This window comes from Nostoc sp. S13 (assembly GCF_029379315.1).
Classification (GTDB): Bacteria; Cyanobacteriota; Cyanobacteriia; order Cyanobacteriales; family Nostocaceae; genus Nostoc.
Genome location: NZ_JAQYWQ010000112.1, coordinates 1 through 22941 on the forward strand (window position 1 = coordinate 1; position 22941 = coordinate 22941).

The window sequence follows — 22941 nt, forward strand, 5'->3', positions numbered from 1 at the left end:
CCAAACGACTTGTCATATTCTTTCCAAATAATTTCTACTCCACCTTTTTATTATCTCATGCTATTTATATTAAGGATAAGTCTATTGATATAGGCGATCGCTTCTTTTAATTGATGTTTCTGTAATCCACCTGTATATTCTCGAATAATGAATTTTTGCGTTGAGTAACGTTTCAATAAATGCACCGCTAGCAGATTTACTGCTGACTCTATATACAGAGAACTATCAAATCCCCTAGTTTCTATTTCTTGCTTGAGTGTCAGTCCAATTTGTTGAATCAGTGGATCGTGGGTTTGCAGTTGTTGGACAATTTCAACGGCATCAGCATTTACTGACTCGTAGGCAACACGAGTAATCATCGCTGGTTCAAGACCGACGTGAATAAACCCTAATTCTTGTTCAAATTCTACTGCCGGAGAAATTTGGTGAGCAGGAAAAATACCCACATCAGTTGCTGCATAAGATTTACTTTGCCAGTGTCCGTTAATTTTTAATTTTGCCTCAAACTCTCTACTATAAATGGTAATAATGTGCTGAAAAGGCGATGTCTCAGGGAGTTGATAGTTCGACTGGCGATGATAAGCAAAATAAAAACCATTCCAACTGGCGACTGGGCTGGAGATAATTAAAGGTTGGGGAAGGAATTGTTTTAGCTTGTCTGGTTGGGCGGCATTAATTCTAAAAGGCTGCTCTATTTGCATGATGAGTCACACGCTTTTTTTCCTAAATATAAATTAGCGAAGAACGCAAATCAGGGAAAGAAGAATTACTCTTGAGTAACTCTCTTACTTCCCCAGCCCTTCCCCTTCTGCAAAAAGTCTATTCTAGAAGTGCGAAAACTCAAACTACGGGATAAATATAGCAATGGGCAGGTTAGCAAAGGATATAGCAGGCAAAACACCTGTCTCATTAGGACTGTTGGGCGCTGCTGCCTTCATGGTAGTTGCTGATGCACGGGTGATTGATCCCCTGCTGCACATCATTGCTGACGAGTTTAAAGTCGGTGTTGGCAGTGCTGCGGTGATTATCTCGGCATACACAATTCCCTACGGGCTATTTCAGTTAGTCTATGGCCCACTAGGCGATCGCATCGGCAAAATTAAGGTAATTACAGTAGCACTGGCAGCATTTGCTGTGGGTAGTGCTGTTTGTGCCTTTGTGTCAAATATCGTCATACTTACCTTGCTGCGGTTTCTCACCGGGATGGCTGCTGCTGGAGTTATCCCCGTCACCCTAGCTTATATTGGTGATAATTTTCCTTATGAAGAACGCCAAGCTGCGATCGGCAAGTATTTAAGTGCGCTAGTGTTAGGTCAAATCCTCGGTGGTAGTTTAGGCGGCATCTTTGGAGAATATATCGGCTGGCGTGATATCTTTCTCCTCTTTGGGATCATCTCCCTTGCCATTGCGGGACTTTTATGGCGGGGAACGCGCCACCTGGGCGAGAGTCAACGTCCCCAAAGTCGCGTCGGTGGGATCACATTTCGACCTTATTACCAACTATTGAAGCAACCGATCGCCCGGACTGTGATTGTGGCGGTGTTTGTGGAAGGCTTTTGTGTGTTTGGGGCATTTGCTTACGTCGGCGCATTTCTGCGCGATCGCTATAGTCTAAGTTATCTAGCGATCGGGTTTATGCTCAGTAGTTTTGGATTGGGTGGACTGATTTACAGTCGCTCAGTTAAATGGTTTGTCAGGCGACTGGGTGAAATTGGTTTAATAGGCGTGGGAGGAGGCTTGATGTCTATCAGCTTCTTAGGGATCGCATTGTTCCAGAACTGGATGTTTTTTATCCCCTTGAGTATTTTAATCGGATTAGGCTTTTATATGATGCACAGCACCCTCCAGACCCAAGCCACTGAGCTTTCCCCGGAAGCACGAGGTACTGCTGTTTCGCTGTTCGCCTTCAACCTGTTTGTCGGCCAGGGAATCGGCGCAGCAGTATTTGGTAGGATTGTGGATAACTTCGGCTACATTTATTGTTTTATTGTGGCTGGTGTCGCGATCGCTGTGCTTTCTGTTTGGCTAGTCAAGCAGAAGCAAAACAGCAATGAAAGCTAAGTACAGCATTTCATTAATTTGTAGCGAATTAAATTTGGCAATACCCTGCATTGTGAATGCAAGTCAATGCATTGTGAATGCATTGGCTTGCAATGCCAATGCATTCCCTTGGAATCTTAATGTGTTCCCCTGCATGAAAAAAGCTACGTTTTTACGCAAAATTGTACTAATACCAATTTAAAAAATGATTGCGACAGTTTTACAATCCAAAATGGTATAAGAAAGATTGTTTGACCTTTGCCAATCTTGTTAAAATGCATCGATGTCAAAAAAGCAACATCTCTTAAACAAAAAACCCGGTTGGTCTTTGGATGAGCGAGATCCAAAGTTCATAGAATCTCTGATGCCTCTGTTGGGCTTTTTCTATCACTACTATTTTCGAGTTCAAACTAGTGGCTGGGATAATATTCCACCTCAAAAACAAGTCCTATTTGTCGGTTCGCATAACGGGGGACTTGCGGCTCCCGATATGACAATGATGATGTACGACTGGTTCCGACGATTTGGTGTAGAGCAACCCATTTATGGTTTGATGCATCCCAATGCTTGGCAGGTTAGCCCACCACTAGCGCAACTGGTCGTCAAGGCTGGAGCAATCATCGCTCATCCGAAAATGGCTTACACTGCCTTGCAATCTGGAGCTAGTGTGCTAGTTTATCCAGGGGGAGCCGAAGATATCTTCCGACCGCATTATTTACGTAACAAAATCCACTTTGCGGGGCGGCGAGGATTTATCAAGTTAGCATTGCGGAAAAATGTGCCGATTGTGCCTGTGATTTCCTGGGGTGCTCACGATACCCTGATTGTGATCGCTGACTGCTACAAAATTGTGCAGCAACTCCACGAGTGGGGAATGCCTTGGCTGTTTGGGATTGATCCAGAAGTTTTTCCGATCTATCTTGGACTGCCTTGGGGATTAGCAATTGGCCCGTTGCCCAACATTCCATTACCTGTGCCCATGTACACACGAGTTTGTCCGCCAATTGTATTTGAACGCTACGGCCCTGAAGCAGCTAGCGATCGCCATTATGTCAATGAATGTTATGAATTAGTTGTTAGTCAGATGCAGCAAGAATTAGATCAGCTAGTAAAGCTAACTGCTAAGTCCTAAAGCTATTAATCTTTAACTCATCACTCATAACCCTTCTCTACGAGAGGCTGCGCGTAGCTTGCTTTCCGTTCGCCCCTGGCGTCCCGTAGGGAAGGGTAGGGCAGGCTCAGGGCATCGCTCCTAATACCAATTCTGTATGAAGATGCGCTAAACCATATTTAAGTACAAGAAAGAAAAACGAACCGCATTCGCGTTAGCGTCTCCCCTTGGGAGAAGGACGCAAAGGAGAGGCAGCGCGTTGCGGTGAATCCAGCGCTGTAGGCGGGTTTCCCGCCGTAGGCGACTGGTGAACCCGAAGGGGGGTTCCAAGAGTTGTAGCGACTACCGTCACAAAGAAAGAAAGAAAGAAAGAAGTTAAAAGGGTTTAGCGTAGCCTCACGAAGAAATGGTATAACTCATAATTGTTTTGCTTTGCTAACCGCCACTAACTGGTGGAATCAGCACGACTTCATCCCCATCTTCTAGTAGGGTATCTGGTTCGACAAAGATTAAATTAATCCCAAAACGGGTGATGTCACGCCATTGGGAGAGTTCGGGGTGTTCAGATATGAGGCGATCGCATACTGCTTTGACTGGCATACTATTAGGAAATTCTAGCACCAGTTCCGAAACCTTAAAGGCTTCTTGATAAGCAGCAAACAGTTTAATGGTAACGGTGATTCCAGATTTAGACATACAACATGCTTTGGCAGTACAGCAAGTAGTTTAATACTTGACAAGCACCCTGAATTATTGGACTTAACTATGCTCATGATTCAGAAGTTGATTGACAACCTCTGCGTTCCACCATCCATCCAAAATCTAAAATTGATTGACCCTAATAGAGAATGCGACAATTACAGCCAAGGATGACGTGGGGGATAAACACCATTCAGGAAGTAGTTACCAACAGCGTAGTATTTCCAGCGCACGGGATCGTGGAGTGTGTGAGCGCGGGCATTTCGCCAGTGGCGATCGTAGTTGAATTGCTCCAATGTGGACTTAGTGCCTGCTAGTTCAAACAACTTATTGGTAGCTAGTAGTGCTGCTTCCGTTGCCAATGCTTTGGCTTCCGCAACTGCGATCGATGCTTCAACTACCTTGGGTTCTTCTAAACCTGATTCGTTGGCGATGTCGATAAACTCACCCGCACGTCGCAACAATCCTTCAGCAGCGTGAACCTGAATTTGGACATTGCCTAAGTTATAGAGCGTCAGAGGGTCTTCGTATCCCTTTTCTAAATTGCTGTCAACCCAAGGGCGGGTATGGTTGCGGACAAAGTAGATAGTGTCACGGACTGCGGCTTTGGCAATCCCCACGTCTACGGCAGCTTGGATGATTTGCGCGATCGCACCCATTGGTGTTGCCCTCTCAAAGGCTAAGTAATGCGGAATGACGTGTTCTGCCTTCACTTTCACATTTTCAATAATCGTAGTGCCGCTAGCAGTGGTACGCTGTCCGAAGCTCGTCCAGTCATCAAGTAGCGTCAATCCTGCGGCATCTCTTTCGACAAATGCCACCACTGTCTTACCATCTTGACTAGCAATCACGGGAACCCAATCAGCTAGTAATGCCCCGGCGGAGTAATATTTACGTCCGTTAAGTACGTAGTCAGAGCCATCTGGTTCTAACTTAGTCTGGACATCAGTAACAGACTTAGTGCCAATTTCCGAGAAGGCGTTACCGAAGCGCTTGCCTTGTAAAGCCAAATCAAAGAAGAACTTTTTTTGCTCATCTGTACCATCCAAGCGAACTGCTTCCACCATATAGAGGTGGTTTTGGGGAATTTGTCCGAGGCTAGAGTCAGCTTCGGAAATGATTTTTATGACTTCTGCTAAGGTGACATTAGATACAAAAGCCCCACCATACTGTTTCGGGACTGTAATCCCCCACAATCCGCTCTGAGAGAACTTTTGCACTTCTTCAGCAGGCAAACGCCGATTTTGGTCGCGATCTGAATCTCCCTTGAGAAACTCAGCTGCCAATTCATGAGCGATCGCGATCGCTTCTTGGTCATCTTGAATGATATGCGCTTTCTGTTCAGTATTAATTACTGATGTCATAATATAACTCCTTGATTGTGATAAGTATTTCACCAGATAATGATCTAAATACATTGGCTAGTCGTAATTTGTGGAGCTGATTGCAATATGCCAATACACAGATTGAATCTGAGTAAGATTCTTTGAATGATCAACTTTTTGTCGGAATGGGCTTAACCATTGAACGACTTCTCAAATAAAGCCCGGATAAATTACACAACTACTTGCAGAAGTTGTTAACTCTCAAGAATCTACTACACCACAACTAACTCATCAGCCTGGCGACGATTAGCTTCTAGTTCGCGCACAATCGGAATTACTGTCCGCCCAAATGCAGGCAAATCATCTGAGTAGTGTAAAAAGCCACCGAGAATTAGATCAACTCCCACTTCATAAAACTGGCGAATCTTGTCAGCAACTTGGTCAGCCGTACCAATCAAGCCGGAACGGAAGCCATCGTTATACTGCACCAAGTCTTCAAAATTGGAATTCGCCCACATTCCCTCACGTTCACTAGTAGAAGCTCCTGCCTGTTTCACTGCTTCGCCAAATCCTTTTACCGCCTCGACATCCGCTTGGGCAATAATATCGCGCAATACTTCATGGGCTTCTGCTTCCGTATCTCGCACGATGATAAAGGAATTCAGACCAAACTTAATTTTGCGTCCTTCAAAACTCGCTAATGCAGACACTTCTTCAATCTGCTCCCGCACCCCTTCTATGCTGTTGCCATTCATAAAATACCAATCAGAGACGCGGCCAGCCATGCGTCGGGCTGCTTTCGAGTTACCGCCTTGGAAGATTTCGGGATGCGGTTGGGTAATCGGTTTAGGCTTCACCCAACCTCCATTGATCCGATAAAAGTCGCCCCGAAAGTGAAACTCTTCTTCTGTCCACAAACCTTTAAGAACACGGATAAATTCTTCGGAACGACGATAGCGTTCGTCATGGTCTAACCAGGGTTCACCATAGATGGTGAATTCATCTTTGAACCAGCCGCTAACCACATTGAGGGCAAACCGACCGTTTGACAGAAAATCTATGCTAGAACCGATTTTAGCAACCACTCCCGGATGCCACAATCCAGGGTGAACTGCTGCAATTAACTTCAATTTCTTCGTGACTGGAGCTAGGGCTGATACGGTTGTAAGTGCCTCTAGCTGGTACTCAGCACCATAGCTGGCGATAAATCTGGCTTGTGCTAGAGCATATTCAAATCCGACTTCTTCAGCTGTTTGAGCCAGTTGAGCATTGTATTCGTAAGTCCAATCTGTCCGTTGGGGGATTTTACTTACTACTAACCCGCCACTGACGTTGGGAATCCAGTATGCGAACTTAATATCTACCATAATTGTGCGTTTGTAATTGAAACTGCTGGGTTATTTGTCTAAGTTTGCTTGTTTGCTTGTAATCCACCAAAGCCTAATTTTTGATCACTAACAAATCAGCTAAAACTTGATCGGGCAAAATCTTAGTCAAAATCGAAAGCTTGAGAGCGACTGGAAATTACTCTGAGTTTACAAGTAGACAATTTTAGGATCTGATGGTGGTAATATACCATAACCCGACGGTGCTACCGTAGTTTTGACTCTATTACACTTAATCACGATAATTTTTCCGATGTCGTGACTCGATCTACTTAAATTCCATTTTGGAATACAGCCCAATTTTGCTGAGTATTGAATGCACAAAGATGGGCTAGTATCGCTACCAACCCCAGATTAAAGTAGCCATGAGTGCATTTGCGATCGTTCGTGAAAATATCGCCGCAGAAGAAGGCAGATTAAATACCTTAGCCAAAAAAAGAGTATGAGTTTCGGTTTTTAGGAAAAGTTTAGATCAAGAGGACGAATACTTATTGAATACCGTAACTGAGTCATTGCGATCAAAGGAAAGCACAGAAAACGAGTCTTTTCGATTCCCAATCTCCATCCCAGGAGTGCCTACAGGCATTTGGGGAACAGATAAACCAACAACATTTGGCTTTTCTTGAAGCAGACGTTTAATGTCCTCTGCTGGAACGTGTCCTTCGATGACATATCCATTAACAATTGCTGTGTGACAAGATGACAAGTTATCCGGCACGTTGTACTTTTGTTTGACTCTTGCGATATCAGGTGTAGAAAAGTCTGTGATTTTAAAACCCTGTGCCTTTAAGTGGTCAATCCACCCGCCACAACAATTACAATCGGGACTGTGATATACAATGGCATTTAGCGCTGTTGATTTTAATGATGTCCGTTGATCCTGGATACGCCTAACAGTACTTGCAAGTTGAGCATTAGCTGCAACATAACTATGAAAAACAGGTTCAGCATTACTCATCGGAGCAGTGCTTCCCAAGATGCTCAACACTCCTGCTGTGAGACAAATCATTACCACTGCACGTACAAAGATGGGAAGTAACCATTTTTGCCAGCAATAAATAAATTGTTTGTGCGACATCTGAGACTTCCTAACTACAACATTGCATAACTTTGTTGTAACAAATTCTCTTCAAAAAAACTTTGCGTCCCTCTGCGTTTAAAAACACTAGACATCTCCGAAAATGATTAAAGCCCAATGGCACTAATAAAAGCCCAAAAGCTTGTGTCGCCTCGTTAAGAGCATCCAGGCTGGGAATGTATTCAAGAGGCTCTACCTCTGGTCAAGCTACTGGAGGGGGCAGCCCTCCCAGAATGGGTTAAGAGCCTCTAGGCTCTTAACCAGTGAGGGCAAGCGCTATATCTTATCTTAGTGCCATTCGATTAAAGCCTTTGTGTGACTAGACTGTAGGACGTAGATACAATCATTCTAAATTAGCTAGGATGTAGACAAAATAAGGCTTTCAGATATTTATTGTTGATAATTAGGTAAAAATATTTAGTTATTGCATCCCTCTGCATTTAAAAAAGCTACGGTCTTTACACGGTAGAAGTGATTGCAACAGTGCTAGTATGTCAAATATTGGCATTTTGTAGCTTCTAAGTTGTCGTTCTGGAAGACAACAACTTTATTACATCAGCCCTCTGTTTTTATATTCTTGTTTTGGCAAAGGTCATCAACTATTAACCCATTTGCACCAGTAGTAGGACAACAGCAAGCCATAGAATTACTCACTCAGGCTGTCAGACAAAACCGGGTTGCTCCAGCCTATCTATTTGTGGGGCCAGATGGTGTAGGAAGGAGTTTAGCAGCTAGGTGTTTTGTGGAATTGCTATTTTCTAGTGAAATGGGAAGCACTGCGTCTTTACAAAACCGTTTGCGTCAAGGGAACCACCCAGCTTTGTTGTGGGTGCAACCAACCTACCAATACCAAGGACAACGATTAACAGCAGCCGAAGCCACCGAGAAAGGACTTAAGCGTAAGGCACCACCTGTAATTCGGCTAGAGCAAATTCGGGAAATTACCGAGTTTCTAAGTCGGCCACCCCTGGAAGCACCGAGGAATGTGGTAGTGCTGGAAGAAGCCCAAACAATGGCAGAAGCCGCAGCGAATGCTTTACTTAAAACCTTGGAAGAACCGGGACAGGCGACGTTAATTTTAATTGCACCTACACCTGAGTCTGTGTTGCCAACTTTAGTGTCACGCTGTCAACGCATTCCTTTTTATCGTTTAGATGCACAGTCTTTGGCTGTTGTACTCACACAAACTGGTCATCAGGAAATTTTACTAAATCAGGCAGTATTGACTATAGCAGCTGGCAGTGCGGGAAGTGCGATCGCATCTTACGAGCAATTACAAGCTATTCCCTCTGAGTTACTCGAAGATTTGAAAAAAGCCCCTGCTTCGTACCGCAAAGCCTTGGAGTTAGCCAAAAAAATTGATCAGGATTTAGATACAGAAGCGCAACTGTGGTTAGTTGATTATCTTCAGCAATTCTACTGGCAGCAGTGGCATCAATCCAGTATCATCAACCAGCTAGAACAAAGTCGTAAATACTTACTTGCTTACGCTCAACCACGGCTAGTTTGGGAATGTCTGCTTTTATCTTTGACCGAAAACGAAAAGGGTACAAGCCCCTCTCTTACAAAGTTCTGATGCCTGCGGCGGGCTGTGCCAACGGAGGAAACCTCCGCTCAGACTTTGCGCTAAATTTATTTATGGAGAACAGAAAAAATGTATTTCTCGCGCTCTGCGTCTCGAAATACTAAGTCATTATTACAAGCCCCTAAATTGATTTATGGGGATTATTAATTTTTAATTCCCCGTTCGCGTAGCGTCTCCAAGAGTTGGGGTTGACACTCTCCAGCCATCAAGGATTGTAGTATCACTGTGTTAAAACTGGTATCCTAGATGTGCCAAAGATTCAAGCGGTTAATACATTTGGGGCTAATCATCAGTCATTGAAGTTTCAGCTAGTAAAGATGATTTAGGAGGCAATACGCTTGGGTTAAGGCTAAAACTCTTTGTAAAAGTCTTTTTTTTTAACGAACCGCAAAGGGCGCAAAAAAGAGGCAGCGCGTTGCGGTGAATCCAGCGCTGTAGGCGGGTTTCCCGCCGTAGGCGACTGGTGAACCCGAAGGGGGGTTCCAAGAGTTGTAGCGACTGCCGTCGCAAAGAAGAGAAGGAAGACAAGGAAGACAAGGAAGAGAATGAAGAAATGCTTAACTGAACTGTATTGATTTAGGAGGTGAATCTAATAGGTTTGCTTTTATTCTTAACACGTAAAGCCATCTTATTTTGAATAAGGTCTTTTGCTTCTTGATTCAAATTTTTCAATCTAATCTTATCCCAACTATAAATTATCTGGATTAGGGTAAACTCTTCCTTTCCAAGCGCCGCCGCGCCCTTGCCAATGACGTAGTGCTGAGTCTAGAGTCATCAGAGTATAGAGAAAAGCGATCGCAGGTAAGCTCAACGCTAACCAGGGAGAACATTTATAAAAGCGGATCGTCGGGTAGTAAGCGAAAGCCATTAACAGCCATCCTAATAAACCTGTAAGTGCGATCGCCCAATTGCCCCAAAATACTCCCAAAATTAGATTCATAGGTGGAACTAGATAAATCAGAGGCATTCCCACCAAAGTTCCCAATAATAGTAATGGAGAATAATTCAGTTGGGTATAGGCACTACGGGCAACCATATCCCAAATCGTCGCCAGGGAATCATAGGGACGCAAACTGCGAGTCAAGGTACTCAATCCTAGCCAGATACGCCCTTGATTGGGCATTGGGCTTGTCCCCTTAGCCGCCACTACTGCCCCACTCCTCTTAACAGCAGAAGCCAAGGCGCAATCGTCAATTAAAGCTTGGCGAATGACTTGAATACCCCCGATTCGCTCTAAAGCTTCACGGGCGATCAGAATAGATCCTCCGGCTGCGGCGGCTGTAGGATTGTTTGGATTATTCACCCAACGGAAGGGATAGAGTTTTTGGAAGAAAAAGACGAAAGCTGGAATCAAAAGTTTTTCCCAAAAGCTTTCACACCTAAGTCGCACCATTACTGAAACCAGGTCTAAATCTTCATGCACAGCTTTAGCAACGAGTCGGCGGAGATTACCAGGATCATGCTCAATATCTGCGTCGGTCAGCAAAAAATAGTCGGGTGCAAATTTACTCGCACTATTTATACCTTGTTCAACTGCCCAAAGTTTACCCGACCAACCAGGAGGCAGTGAAACGCCTGAGATAATATGCAATTGCTGAGGTTTACCTACGGCGTATGCAACCCCTTCGGCAAAATTTGCTGTACCATCTGTGCTGCGATCGTCTACCAAAAACACGTTGAAAGAACCAGGATAGTCTTGAAGTAGGAGCGATCGCAAACTAGTTGGTAACAATTCAGCTTCGTTACGCGCAGGAACCACCGCACAAACCACAGGTAACGATTTTAGCGGAGTTTCTCCAATCTCTAATTGCTGGTCTGTCCGCCAAAATTGTCCCCAAAAACACAGTAATCCTAACCAAATTGTCAAGGATAAGAGCATCAATCCTAATACAATTACATCCATGACCGCCGCTATCTCCCTCTGCAAAATCCAAAATCACTGTACCCCGGTATTGGCGATCGCATATCTCTGAAATCAAAAACCCCGCCATAAGTATTGGGTCAGTTTCTCTCCCGCAAGATGTTCTTTCTCGTTAGGACTTACGCACAAGAGATCCCCCAACCCCCTTAAAAAGGTGGCTTTTAAAGTTCCCCCCTTTTTAAGGGGAGCCAGCGCTGTGGGCGGGTTTCACGACTTGAGGCGACTGGCGTGGGTTAGGGGGGATCTAGGTTTCAGGTTTTGAGTGCGTAAGTCCTGTCATAAAAGATTGGGAATTAACTGTGATTCTTTCGCTGATATTTAGATTTACTGACTGCGATCGCTCACCTCAGCCGTTACAAAAAACACTACAAGACGATGATTAGCTTTTTCTGAAAGTTTTAGTGAGAAAGGACTTACGCACAGGTAACGGAAAAACAAACCACAGAGGACGCAGAGAACACAGAGGAATAGGAGTTTGAGTCTTGCGTAAGTCCTATGAGATATCGAAAATGGTCGCTCTTTGAAAGAACTTCGAGGAGAGCTTCTGTGAGCTGGTGAGTTAGTGCGGTGTTGGAATTTTCAGCGAAGCAGGCTAAATCTATTGCAAATTTTCAGTAACTCAGACAGAATACTATGTCTACTGATATAGGAAACTTTTTTTATCGGATTGCCGTATTCAAAACTAGTGTTGGGTGTTGAGGTTAAATAGTATTTGATGCAAACACAAGATAGGGTAAAAGTCAATCAAGTCGCAACCGCGATCGCAGCCAGTCAAGAATATTTGCTTTCGATTCAAAATCCGGCAGGTTACTGGTGGGCAGAGTTAGAATCTAATGTCACTATCACTGCTGAAGTCGTCCTCCTGCATAAAATTTGGGGAACAGACCAAACAAGACCTTTGCACAAAGTTGAAGCATATCTGCGTCAAGAGCAACGGCAGCATGGCGGCTGGGAACTTTTCTATGGTGATGGCGGAGAACTTAGCACCTCGGTTGAAGCCTACATGGCGCTAAGACTGCTAGGTGTACCAGCAGATGAACCGGCGATGATTCGGGCGCAAGCTTTTATTCTCCAACGGGGTGGTATCAGCAAAACTCGGATTTTTACCAAGTTGCACTTAGCCTTGATTGGCTGTTACAACTGGCGTGGTATTCCCTCACTACCAGCTTGCGTGATGCTGTTGCCAAAAGCTTTCCCCGTCAATATCTACGAGATGTCTAGCTGGGCACGTTCCAGCACAGTACCATTACTGATTGTGTGCGATCGCAAACCTGTTTTTCTCACCGACTCAGCTATCAACCTAGATGAGCTATACCTTGAAGGTGTTGATCAAGTCCGGTGGGAATTACCCCAAAGTGGTGATTGGACAGATTTATTTCTGACTCTTGATCAGGGGTTTAAGTTGGCAGAACGCCTGAATTTAGTACCTTTTCGTGAAGAAGGCATCAAAGCCGCCGAAAAGTGGATTTTAGAGCGCCAAGAAGCTACAGGCGACTGGGGCGGCATTATTCCGGCAATGTTGAATTCAATGCTGGCTTTGCGGTGTCTGGATTATGACCCAAGCGACCCCATTGTGAAACGAGGTTTGCAAGCAATTGATAACTTTGCCATTGAAACAGAGCATAGCTACCGAGTGCAACCTTGTGTTTCACCCGTCTGGGATACAGCTTGGGCGATGCGTGCCTTAGTAGAATCTGGTTTTGCACCAGATCATCCGGCTGTGGTGCAAGCTGGAGAATGGTTATTGCAAAAACAAATTTTAGATTACGGAGATTGGGCGGTCAAAAATCGCCAAGGAAAACCAGGGGCTTGGGCGTTTGAGTTTGACAATCGCTTTTATCCAGATGTAGATGACTCGGCTGTAGTGGTGATGGCACTAGATGTTGCAAAACTCCCCAATGAAAAAATCAAGCAGGCTGCGATCGCTCGGGCCTTAAATTGGATTGCATCTATGCAATGTAAACTAGGCGGGTGGGGTGCTTTTGATTTAGATAACGATCAGGATTGGCTCAACTCCATCCCCTATGGCGACTTGAAAGCGATGATTGATCCAAACACCGCCGATGTTACAGCTAGGGTACTAGAAATGCTGGGTGCTTGTGAGTTGTCAATTGATAGTGATAATTTAGAGCGATCGCTTACTTATCTTCTGCGTGAACAAGAAAGTGAAGGCTGTTGGTTTGGTCGTTGGGGTGTAAATTATATCTACGGCACCAGTGGTGTCCTCTCAGCCTTGGCCTTGATTGACCCTGAACGGTATAAACTCAGTATAGAACGAGGAGCAGCTTGGTTAATTGGATGTCAAAACTCAGATGGGGGTTGGGGTGAGACTTGCCGCAGCTATGATGATCCCAGTCTCAAAGGAAAAGGAAATAGTACTGCATCTCAAACTGCTTGGGCTTTAATTGGATTGATCGCAGCAGGTGAAGCTACTGGTAAATTATCTCTTGATGTGATTGAGCAGGGAATTAACTACTTAGTGGCAACTCAACAGCCAGATGGTACTTGGTTTGAGGCTGACTTTACAGGTACTGGTTTTCCCTGCCATTTTTATCTCAAGTATCATATGTATCAACAATACTTTCCCTTAATCGCTCTAGGTCGCTATCAAGCAGTGATTAAAGAAGGTTAAACCAATTCGCAATTCGCAATTCGCAATTCGCAATTCGCAATTACGTTTTGTGACGGGGATTTAGCTTAGAGGATATTTGAAAAGTCCTATTGTAGGTATCAAAACGTTCTCGATCCTCCTAAATCCACGACACGTGCAACAAGAGTGGCTCACCGCCCAACGCAGTGGCTCCCCAAGGGGGGACTTTGATTCCGGTTCCCCCCTTCAAATGATTATCATTCTTGAGAAAACCTGTCTCTTGTTTTTCTTGGAATAATTTATTCTTTGGAAGTCCCATTAATGTTAAGTAAAGTTTTTTAACTACTTTTGTAATTGCTAGAACTAAAATTGTAGCCAAAAAAAAGTCTGTAACTTCACTGTAAAAGACTCACTTAATTGGAAAGAAAATAAACGAGGAAAAGCTGATGAAAACAAATCTTAGAACGAGAGCGGCTTTGACAACAAGTTTAATGATGGGCAGCATAACGCTGCTATCGCCAAGTGTAGCACTTTCACAATCTATTGGTGTTGGTACTTATACCGGATATCACAATAACATTCAAGGTAACGTAGTAAGTACAGTACTAAATATTAATGGTACTTACACATGTACTGAGGGAACTTGTTTTACTGCTACAATGACTTTTCCAAATTCAGGGTACTTTGGAACAGATATTGCTACTGGGCATTTCTCAGGTACAAGTTTCACCCTACGACGGTATATTGGTCCAGGTAACTACACTCAAACCTGGAACGGTATTACAAATACTACAGGAGTCGGTGGTAGTTGGTTCACTGATACAGACCCTTTTGCTAGAGGAGTTTTCTATCTAAACCGATAAAATTCAATTGGGTTGTCAAAAATAATATTTTCAGCTACTGGGCAGCCGCGCCACTCGCTTGCAGGTCACGGCGTCGGCTGCCCTAATTAGGTCGTATGGACACCCAAATAGGTATTGAGCCGAGATACGGATACCGTTGGCGAATTCCTCAAACAGCTAAACTGAACCGATTAGTTCAGTAATGAAAAATTGAATGGAATAGTTTATTTTCTGGAAGTCTCTTAATGGCATTGTAGTATATAACGAATCAGGCTTTGGAGTCAGCAAGGGGGGACATTAACGGTGATGGGATTGATGATCTGATTATTGGCGCAGATCGTGCCTCCGCCAATGGGGTCTTTCAAGCTGGGCAAACCTATGTGTTATTTGGGGGGACGAATGTCGGTAGTAGCGGTACTTTTAACATTGTTGATTAATCGGGCACATACTAATATGCTTAAAAATAAAGGTGAGGCATAGCCCCACCTACCATTCTTAACTCAAAAAGACATCTCCGAAAAAGAACGTAGAGACGCGAAATTTCGCGTCTCTACAAGGGTTCTAGATAACGCATATTTAATTTCACCAAATATCTAAAGTATTACAGCACCCGTTTGAAGAAAGTCACTAAATCGTCAATGTTCGTTGTATGAAGTAAATCTAATACTTCTGCGGCTTTTTCCGAAGGTATATGCTCATTTGGTACACCAATAATTGAAGCTCCCAAGTTTTGGGCTAATTGATACCAAAAAGCCAATTTATCCTCAATGCTTATTGAAGCATACTCTTGAGTAGAAATTGGACTTTCTCCTACTTCATCTTGATTTAGCAACTGACGCAAAGCAGAAAGCTGTTCTGATTGGGGCAGGTTTTGAATTTGTGCAACTAAATTCGCACTGTTTTCATTTGGCACATTATTGAGGCAGAGCGCCGGAATTGCATCGGTAATTTCAGTATACAGTAACGCTAGAACCGTCAGGCGATCATCTATATCCAAACTCTGAAATTTTGTTACACCTTGTTCTATAAAATTGATATTCGTAGAAGTCATAAACACCTCGAAGTAATTAACTACTTAATTAACTAAAAATTTATAAAGACGCCAGTCATCAAAATTGAGCTTGATATTAAGCGACTGGCGGAGATAGCAAGCTTTAAGACAAGGGTATAAATGAGTTAATAGATACCCTTAAATAGCCTAAAAAGTTCAAAAATGCTAAATTTCAGCACCTGCTTTTGCTTCGGCACCCATTGGTGAAACATAATCACGGAAAAGAGTAATCTGTTGCTCAAAGGCTAATCCTTGAATTCTGCCAAACAAGGCTTTAGATTCTGAAGGAAGTTGATAATCATCAGGTATAGGAATGATACTGCCATTTTCCATACCTTGAGACAAGAGATACCAAAACAGTAGTTTGGTGGTATCACCCAAAGAGCCATATTCACGAGAAAGTTGGGTATCCACTTTATTAATTAAATCACGCTGAACTTGTAATTGTTGTTCGTGAGATAATTCCTTAACTTGATTAAATAAACCTTCAGCTATTTCGGAGGAAGCAGTACTGGCACCGGGGGCAGCTGGAGTAATTGAACGCCCTATTTCTTTATAGATAAACCAAAACAAAGCAAGCTGTTGATCCACATTTAAACTTTGCCAAGCTTGAACATGTTCACGAATAATTGGATCGTTCGTTTGCGTAGATGTCATTATTAACTCCAATTGCAATTAATTAGTATTCTTAGCAAGGTTATCAAATTTACATTTGAAGTTTTACCCTACTGAAGACAGATGTCTTAGAATCCTAAAGAAGAACAATTAGGAACAGAACATAAATCGGGCGGAATATAGTCCTGCATTAGAAGTATTACAGTTAAATAAAAACTCAGCATCAAAAGCCAAAATAATCCTCGGTAAGGGCAAGGTGAAGGAGTTAGTAATTGGAAGTTGGCTACAAGATTAAGAGATTTTCAGGAGATATTTCGGTAGATAGATGTTAGTTTTATTGTTACCGTGCTTAGAGAATGTTTGAAAGATATCAAATAGTCCTTCGATCCCTTTTAGCCGCCCTTGAACAGGTCTACGGTTGTCCAAACACTTACTCTATCACCAGGACTTTCCAAATATCTTGTTAAAAAAGCACTGCCTAATTCAGCGACATTATTAACGGCGACATCCAATTTGTGAATTATCGAGTAGGAATACTGCTTCTACTCTTATTGAGCTCATTCTCGCCGGTCTTGATAATCTTCAGAAGACTTTGGATCTAACTCCCAGCGATCGCCGTCACGTTCCTCTAAAATATCGTTAGTATGCAGAAACTCAGAGTCATCCATTTCTAGCCCTACAGCTGCTTCTAGCTCTTCAGTTACATTGTGGTCGGGAATGGAAGTACTACCACCAACAGCTTCATCCCCAACTGCATCTGCATCTTGCCAATAAGTATTAACATCCCCACCAGTGAATTCCGGGCTAGTTTCTGTGTACTCGTCTCTTTGTGCTGCTGTTGAGCGCCCGCCAATATTGTTTCCCGACACGTCTTTCACACCAGTACCGTAGGATTCGGTAATTTCCTGTGGCAAATCATTGGTTTGAATTTCGTCATGATGATTTTTTTCTGCCATGATACTAGTTTTTTTCTGCATTCTCACAATAACGTTTTCTTGTCACCAAGTTGTCTAACTAGAGAGGTATAGCTTTAGAAATAAAGTAATCTATCCCCTTGGAACGAAGCTAAATTAGCGATCGCGCCATAGGATTTAAATATGAAATCATGGTCAAGCAACTTGTAGTTGAAGTTTTTAGTTATGAGTTAGTGGTTATTCAAGCGAAATTATTCAGTAGCCAACTTCTCACTCATAACTATTTTTTATCATTGACCCAAAATAAAATTACTCGCTGTTTAAATGTCCTAATCCACGAATATTGTAGCTAGTTAAAAACTAGTAGAAAAAAACAGGTAATCCCATCTATGACTGACTATAGCAATCATTCCAGTAAGAAAAAAGTTGCCATTCTCATTGAACAGGCAGTAGAGGATGCAGAATTTACAGTTCCTTATAATGGACTAAAACAAGCAGGAATCGAGGTAGTAGTCCTCGGTTCGCGAGTAAATGAAAATTATAAGGGTAAACAGGGCAAACTTAGCATTCAAGCTGATGGTACTACGACAGAAGCGATCGCATCTGAATTCGATGCGGTAGTGATTCCTGGTGGGATGGCTCCCGATAAAATGCGGCGGAACCCTAATACAGTACGCTTTGTACAAGAGGCTATACAACAAGGAAAATTGGTAGCTGCGGTTTGCCACGGCCCACAAGTTTTGATTGAAGGCGACTTGCTCAAGGGTAAACAAGTTACTGGCTTTAGCGCTATTGCCAAGGATATAATTAACGCTGGTGCAAATTATCTCGATGAGCCGGTGGTAGTTGACGGGAATTTAATTACATCTCGTGAACCCGGAGATTTGCCAATTTTTACCACAGCTATTTTAAGCCGTTTGGGTTATGGTGGCAAAGATGCTGCATTACCAAATGAGAAAGACACAGGTGCAGAATGGTGGAAGCTGGCTGATGCTTGGGGTGGCTCAACAAAAAGTGATATTGCTAAAGGTTTAAATAGTGCCCTTGCTGGTGAACGTTATTCGCTAGAAGCATTTCAGAAGTACTTGGAAAAGGAATCAGATAGCGAAGTAAAATCAGTCTTTCAAGAAATCATTAGTAATAAACAGCGCCACATTGAAAAACTGGAAAGCTATCTTCATCTACTCGGCGAAAAACCTTCTTTAGGGGCAAATATTGCTAATCAGTATGCCAAGGTAAAAACTGCTTTAACAGGAAGTGATGATATCTATCAGTTACGTTCCGCTTTGGGGGATGTGCAAACAGGTATTGGCGATATTGGTAATTTGTCTGCAATGTTGACTGACCCAGTAGCAACTGCTATTTTCAAACAAATTTACCATGATTTATTGAAATCCGAACAGCAATTGGTAGAAGTATATCGGGCGCGGATAGTAGCTCAGATTCAGCCTCCTAAGCCGACTACAGGGGCTGCTGTATGAATGTAACGAAACTCCCTGCTAGTAGGGGAGACAGCTATCTATGCGCCTCTACCAAAGGGCTGAGAGATCAGAGAATTGATGGAGATATAAAAAAGTGACTTCAACATCAGGCGATAAACTAAGTACAAGCCAAGGTGAAGCTAGTGAAGTAGAGCGTTGGGCATCTCTGATTGGTGGCGGTGCAATGGTCCTGATGGGTTTAAAGCAAGGTTCTTTGCGGGGAGCACTGACGGCTTTGGCTGGTGGTGGTTTGATTTATCAAGGTGCAACTAAACAAAGCACAATCCAGCAAGCACAAGAAGCAATCGGGATAAACCAACCGATCAAAGTTGAAAAGACGGTAACAATTAATAAATCGGCAGAAGAATTGTATCGCTTTTGGCACAACTTTGAGAATCTGCCCACATTTATGAAGCATCTCAAATCTGTCAAGGTGTACAACGAAAAACGTTCTCATTGGATAGCCAATGCACCCTTGGATAATAGCGTGGAATGGGATGCAGATATTCTTGAAGACCGGGAAAATGAGTTTATTTCTTGGGCTTCTGTGGAAGGTGCAGACGTTGATAATTCTGGTTTTGTTCGCTTCAAAAAAGCACCAGGCGATCGCGGCACGGAAGTCAAGGTTGTTTTGGAGTATAACCCACCAGGTGGAGCGTTGGCAGCTACCGTAGCTAAACTTTTCGGTGAAGAACCAGAACAGCAAATTGGTGATGAATTGGGCCGCTTCAAGATGCTAATGGAAGTAGGCGAAATTGCTACTACCGAAGGTCAATCAAGTGGACGCAAGTAGTTATTTGCCCAATGCCCAATGACTAATAACGCCGAAAAAGCGATCGCTATAGAGCGCTCGCTTTCCTGAACGCCTGAAAATGGCGAAAAAGTTTGCCAAAACAGATGCGATTAACTACCAAGAAGTTAATGCTGGCGAAGCGTTGAAACAGATAAATGGTGGTCGTGACCACGATGCTTGCATCAATGCCGATTTGGTGCAGCTTTCAACAAGGGACTAACCTTTAGGATGGGACAAATGCATGGACAACAAATATATTTTTGATTGCAGGTGATTTTGGATAGAAAACTTGATCTATCCTTAGTTGTAACCCATCAATTACCTTTAGAGTTAGCACCCCACGGCTACCAGATTTTTCAACAAAAAAAGGACAACTGCATCAAAGTTGTTCTTGAAGCCTGAATGGTGAATAGTCATTCAGTCTTTTGAATTGTCCACCTAACATAATGCAATTGAGGTTTTTTATGAATCGAGTAATTTCATCGCTGCGAAATATTCGCATTTCCCAAATTCTTGTAGTTTTTCTGGTAGGATTTATATTTTTATTAGGTCAGGCTTTTAGCGATGTTAATATTGCTCAAGCCGATGTAAAGACTCCAGAGGGTACTTATTATAAAATAACACCCAATGAGCAAGGTGAAATTAGAAACGATACCCAAATAGAAAATACCGAAAATCCTATAAAAGGCGCTGTTGATAATATCCGCGAAAAGCTAAACTTGGATGAAAAAACTCCTAGAGCTACAAAAGAGTTTCTTAAGTCTACAGAAAATAAAGTCGAAAAAACAGTTGAGCCATTGACTGGAGAAAAAGAAGGTTTTTACCAAAATTCTTCTAACAAGCAACTGAGAGGTAGAAGGTAGACTGATAGCAAGTTTTGAGTCTAAATTTTTGACTCATACATTGTCGAATAAGTTTTGAGCAGTTACTGAGACGCGATAATTATCGCGTCTCAATATCAGAATAAATTCAATATTTATCTTGATATTAACGATCGCGTGCTTGTTCTCTTCACTATCTCCTGCGGTAATTGCTTTTTGTGCAATCGAGATTTCTGGTTACAGTGCGACAACTCTAACCCCAACGTTTGGTTAATAAAAAAGCAAGAGAGGCAAAAAATATGTCTGATACATCTGATACAACCGTTATCAAAGTAGACTCTAACCATTCCCCTAAAGGTCAACTTGGTCAAAAATATTTGGCATCTGGCAAAAGTATTTCCATGCGCCTGTGGGAGAATGAGCAACCGAACGAACCTAAAGAGCCAACAGCGCGAGAATATGAAACTGTTGGTTATGTAATCAGTGGTCGTGCAGAATTGCATATTGAAGGGCAAACGATTTTACTAGAGTCGGGGAGTTCTTGGGTAGTACCAAAAGGAGCCAGCCACACCTATAAAATTTTAGAAGCATTCACTGCTGTTGAGGCAACCAGTCCACCCGCTGAAGTTCACGGGCGAGACGAAAACTGATTTGCAGTTATCTAAAATTTAACGATCGCTAAAAACTTATAGCCGCTTTTAATTACATGGAATATAGAGTTAGGGGAACAAGAATGTTGTTGCCCTTTTTATTGTGCTTTGTGGCTGAGAAAGAATTGCACAAAATGTCAGGCGGTCGCACTTACTTTGACTCGCTATCTAGCCTAGTAAAGTACAAACTCATAATAAAATACCCATAGTCGAATGGCACTAACAAAAGATGAAACTGATAAAGCTAATTATCAATGTACGCCACATTCAAAAACACTGAAGGAAAGACAAGATGATTAATCAAACGAACCTCGGCGGGAGTTTCACACTCCCAGGCACTTCAAAGTCTCTGAAGCGTATGGGTTATGGCGCTATGCAACTCGCGGGGCCTGGTGTTTGGGGGCCGCCACGCGATGTTGACGCCGCCATTGCCGTTCTGCGCGAAGCTGTTGCGCTCGGGATCAATCACATCGACACCAGCGATTTCTACGGCCCGCACGTTACTAATCAGATTATTCGGCGAGCATTGCACCCCTACCCGGAGGGATTGGTGATCGTCACTAAAGTAGGAGCTCGCCGGGGCGAGGATAAATCGTGGCAAGTAGCCCTCTCGCCCAAGGAACTCGTCGATGCAGTTCACGATAATCTTCAAAATCTTGGTCTGGAAGCGCTCGATGTCGTGAATCTCCGCCTCCCAGACCAACAGGAATCACCTGAAGTTTTGATCGAAAAACCGCTTACGGTACTTGCTGACCTGAAGCGTCAGGGTCTTATCCGCCATATTGGTCTTAGCAACATCACACCCCAGCAATTCGCAGAGGCTCAGTCGATCACTGAGATTGTTTGCGTCCAGAATCAATACAACTTAGCGCACCGCGACGATGATCCGTTGATCGACGAACTTGCACGGCTCAATATCGCGTTCACGCCATTCTTTCCACTTGGCGGGTTCACGCCGTTGCAATCCTCAGCACTTGAAGCAGCCGCAGCCTCGTTGAAAGCTACACCTATGCAAGTTGCGCTTGCATGGCTGCTTCAGCGCTCCCCCAATATCTTGCTCATCCCAGGTACGTCATCCGTCGAGCATCTGCGCGAAAATCTTAAAGCCGCAACTGTGCAGCTGACTCCAGAAACAATTGCCGATCTGGACTTGATCGCCGCAAACCCTGGGCGTTAGTGGTGGCAGCAGAAATGAACTGAGATCGAGTCCTGAAACTACGCCTGGACACTGGGGCAGGTGCATCCATCGTCAGCCAAAGGGCTGACTATAAACGGCAAAGTCGCGTACAAAAGTACTAGCTTGGAGTATCAAACTCTTTATACTACAGGTAATACCCTAAAAAAACCTTGCGGAAAACCTTGAAGGAATTTTTAGGACTTATTGTTTTTGCCAAGCCTTGAAGAAAAAAGAGTTAATACACCAACTCAGTCTCGTAAATTGGTGTTCGCGTAGCGTGTCCTTTAGGACAAGGTATTGTTAATAATATTTGATTCCCTCAATTCTCCTTTACAAGGAGAATTAGGGGGATTTTTGCCAGATGAACATCTATCAGCTAGCTAGCAGTCACTTGGTAATTTGATAGGATGCGATCACTCCTTTAAGCGCTATGCCAAAGTCCTATTCTCTCGTCGCTTATTGAGAAGTAATTTTATATAATTATTTAAGACAGTATTTCTACTAGTGTGAAATGTCATGTCTGATTAATACAAAAACTAAAATCTAACATCCAAAATGGCTAAAAGCTTAAGTACTGAACAGCAGCAGCGCTTGCAGCAACGGTGGAAGAGGCTTCATGCTGAGTGGGAACTGCGAAGTGAAAAATTAAAGTGCTTACGAGCGGATTGGGCTATTGAGGTAGGCACGGCGGTAAAGTTTCAACTAGAAAAGCAGATTCAATATGAAGAGGCTAAGTTAGACGATATTGATCAGCAGTTAAATAGACTCATCCGCGAATCATGAAAGCTTACCAGAAGAGAGTTACAAGGATTTGCACGGGAGGAGCGATCGCCATCTGGCTGTACGAGGAAATGAGGGTTTGA

22 protein-coding genes and 2 pseudogenes are annotated in these 22941 nt (G+C 43.3%); 14 read left to right on the forward strand and 10 right to left on the reverse strand.

The genetic code is table 11. The features are described from left to right. Window positions 1-50: 50 nt before the first annotated feature. The gene (locus tag PUQ00_RS26085) at window positions 51-701 is read right to left on the reverse strand and encodes a hypothetical protein (RefSeq protein ID WP_300422153.1); all 651 of its coding nucleotides are present in this window, start codon (window positions 699-701) and stop codon (window positions 51-53) included. A 163-nt stretch (window positions 702-864) separates the two neighbouring features. Between PUQ00_RS26085 and PUQ00_RS26090 the strand changes: the two genes are divergently transcribed. Both PUQ00_RS26090 and PUQ00_RS26095 read left to right on the forward strand, forming a co-directional pair. Next, the gene (locus tag PUQ00_RS26090; protein WP_300422154.1) at window positions 865-2061 is read left to right on the forward strand and encodes an MFS transporter; all 1197 of its coding nucleotides are present in this window, start codon (window positions 865-867) and stop codon (window positions 2059-2061) included. Between the two features lie 262 nt (window positions 2062-2323). Next, window positions 2324-3172 carry a lysophospholipid acyltransferase family protein gene (locus PUQ00_RS26095; protein WP_300422155.1) on the forward strand — a complete coding sequence of 283 codons (849 nt, stop codon included), beginning with the start codon at window positions 2324-2326 and terminating at the stop codon, window positions 3170-3172. A gap of 414 nt (window positions 3173-3586) precedes the next feature. Here the strand turns inward: PUQ00_RS26095 and PUQ00_RS26100 are convergent, their stop codons facing one another. From PUQ00_RS26100 to PUQ00_RS26115, 4 genes are all read right to left on the reverse strand, one after another. Next, complete coding sequence (locus tag PUQ00_RS26100) at window positions 3587-3847, reverse strand: MoaD/ThiS family protein (RefSeq protein ID WP_300422156.1); 261 nt, start codon at window positions 3845-3847, stop codon at window positions 3587-3589. 161 nt (window positions 3848-4008) lie between these two features. Further along, a complete protein-coding gene (locus PUQ00_RS26105) occupies window positions 4009-5214 on the reverse strand; it encodes an SfnB family sulfur acquisition oxidoreductase (protein ID WP_300422158.1) in 1206 nt (401 codons plus the stop codon). Window positions 5215-5447: 233 nt separating this feature from the next. Further along, window positions 5448-6542 (reverse strand): dimethylsulfone monooxygenase SfnG, encoded by a 1095-nt coding sequence (gene sfnG / locus PUQ00_RS26110; protein WP_300422160.1) that lies wholly within the window; start codon window positions 6540-6542, stop codon window positions 5448-5450. A 490-nt stretch (window positions 6543-7032) separates the two neighbouring features. After that, window positions 7033-7638, reverse strand: a complete 606-nt coding sequence (locus tag PUQ00_RS26115) for a DUF411 domain-containing protein (RefSeq protein ID WP_300422162.1) — start codon at window positions 7636-7638, stop codon at window positions 7033-7035. Window positions 7639-8215: 577 nt separating this feature from the next. Between PUQ00_RS26115 and PUQ00_RS26120 the strand changes: the two genes are divergently transcribed. Next, the gene (locus PUQ00_RS26120) at window positions 8216-9214 is read left to right on the forward strand and encodes a DNA polymerase III subunit delta' (protein ID WP_300422186.1); all 999 of its coding nucleotides are present in this window, start codon (window positions 8216-8218) and stop codon (window positions 9212-9214) included. 697 nt (window positions 9215-9911) lie between these two features. On the opposite strand, the gene PUQ00_RS26125 is transcribed toward PUQ00_RS26120, so the two are convergent. Continuing rightward, on the reverse strand, window positions 9912-11126 hold the full coding sequence (locus tag PUQ00_RS26125; protein WP_300422163.1) for a glycosyltransferase: 1215 nt from the start codon (window positions 11124-11126) through the stop codon (window positions 9912-9914). Between the two features lie 733 nt (window positions 11127-11859). On the opposite strand from PUQ00_RS26125, the gene shc reads away from it, so the two are divergent. Then, entirely contained in the window at window positions 11860-13776 is a 1917-nt protein-coding gene (gene shc, locus PUQ00_RS26130; protein ID WP_300422164.1) for a squalene--hopene cyclase, read from the forward strand. Window positions 13777-13894: 118 nt separating this feature from the next. On the opposite strand, the gene PUQ00_RS26135 is transcribed toward shc, so the two are convergent. Beyond that, complete coding sequence (locus PUQ00_RS26135) at window positions 13895-14113, reverse strand: hypothetical protein (RefSeq protein WP_300422165.1); 219 nt, start codon at window positions 14111-14113, stop codon at window positions 13895-13897. 67 nt (window positions 14114-14180) lie between these two features. On the opposite strand from PUQ00_RS26135, the gene PUQ00_RS26140 reads away from it, so the two are divergent. Together PUQ00_RS26140 and PUQ00_RS26145 are read left to right on the forward strand one after the other, a co-directional pair. Next, on the forward strand, window positions 14181-14597 hold the full coding sequence (locus tag PUQ00_RS26140; protein WP_300422166.1) for a hypothetical protein: 417 nt from the start codon (window positions 14181-14183) through the stop codon (window positions 14595-14597). 254 nt (window positions 14598-14851) lie between these two features. Next, window positions 14852-15013 (forward strand): integrin alpha, encoded by a 162-nt coding sequence (locus PUQ00_RS26145; RefSeq protein ID WP_300422168.1) that lies wholly within the window; start codon window positions 14852-14854, stop codon window positions 15011-15013. Window positions 15014-15177: 164 nt separating this feature from the next. Here the strand turns inward: PUQ00_RS26145 and PUQ00_RS26150 are convergent, their stop codons facing one another. The 3 genes from PUQ00_RS26150 to PUQ00_RS26160 form a co-directional block, all read right to left on the reverse strand. After that, a complete protein-coding gene (locus PUQ00_RS26150; protein ID WP_300422170.1) occupies window positions 15178-15627 on the reverse strand; it encodes an orange carotenoid protein N-terminal domain-containing protein in 450 nt (149 codons plus the stop codon). Between the two features lie 165 nt (window positions 15628-15792). Then, the gene (locus tag PUQ00_RS26155; protein ID WP_300422172.1) at window positions 15793-16284 is read right to left on the reverse strand and encodes an orange carotenoid protein N-terminal domain-containing protein; all 492 of its coding nucleotides are present in this window, start codon (window positions 16282-16284) and stop codon (window positions 15793-15795) included. A 515-nt stretch (window positions 16285-16799) separates the two neighbouring features. Further along, window positions 16800-17198, reverse strand: a complete 399-nt coding sequence (locus PUQ00_RS26160) for a DUF6335 family protein (RefSeq protein ID WP_300422174.1) — start codon at window positions 17196-17198, stop codon at window positions 16800-16802. Window positions 17199-17545: 347 nt separating this feature from the next. On the opposite strand from PUQ00_RS26160, the gene PUQ00_RS26165 reads away from it, so the two are divergent. The 8 genes and pseudogenes from PUQ00_RS26165 (at window position 17546) to PUQ00_RS26200 (ending at window position 22861) form a co-directional block, all read left to right on the forward strand. Further along, window positions 17546-18637, forward strand: a complete 1092-nt coding sequence (locus tag PUQ00_RS26165; RefSeq protein WP_300422176.1) for a DJ-1/PfpI/YhbO family deglycase/protease — start codon at window positions 17546-17548, stop codon at window positions 18635-18637. A 94-nt stretch (window positions 18638-18731) separates the two neighbouring features. Beyond that, on the forward strand, window positions 18732-19430 hold the full coding sequence (locus PUQ00_RS26170; RefSeq protein ID WP_300422178.1) for an SRPBCC family protein: 699 nt from the start codon (window positions 18732-18734) through the stop codon (window positions 19428-19430). A 30-nt stretch (window positions 19431-19460) separates the two neighbouring features. Continuing rightward, a pseudogene (locus PUQ00_RS32935) lies at window positions 19461-19832 on the forward strand (hypothetical protein); the annotation flags it as partial. Between the two features lie 62 nt (window positions 19833-19894). Continuing rightward, the gene (locus PUQ00_RS26180) at window positions 19895-20293 is read left to right on the forward strand and encodes a hypothetical protein (RefSeq protein WP_300422180.1); all 399 of its coding nucleotides are present in this window, start codon (window positions 19895-19897) and stop codon (window positions 20291-20293) included. A 117-nt stretch (window positions 20294-20410) separates the two neighbouring features. Then, window positions 20411-20533 (forward strand): annotated as a pseudogene (locus tag PUQ00_RS26185) (glutathione-dependent formaldehyde dehydrogenase); the annotation flags it as partial. A gap of 17 nt (window positions 20534-20550) precedes the next feature. Next, on the forward strand, window positions 20551-20901 hold the full coding sequence (locus PUQ00_RS26190; RefSeq protein ID WP_300422182.1) for a cupin domain-containing protein: 351 nt from the start codon (window positions 20551-20553) through the stop codon (window positions 20899-20901). A 292-nt stretch (window positions 20902-21193) separates the two neighbouring features. After that, window positions 21194-22078, forward strand: a complete 885-nt coding sequence (locus PUQ00_RS26195; protein WP_300422183.1) for an oxidoreductase — start codon at window positions 21194-21196, stop codon at window positions 22076-22078. Between the two features lie 555 nt (window positions 22079-22633). Beyond that, a complete protein-coding gene (locus tag PUQ00_RS26200; protein WP_300422184.1) occupies window positions 22634-22861 on the forward strand; it encodes a hypothetical protein in 228 nt (75 codons plus the stop codon). Window positions 22862-22941: the final 80 nt, after the last annotated feature.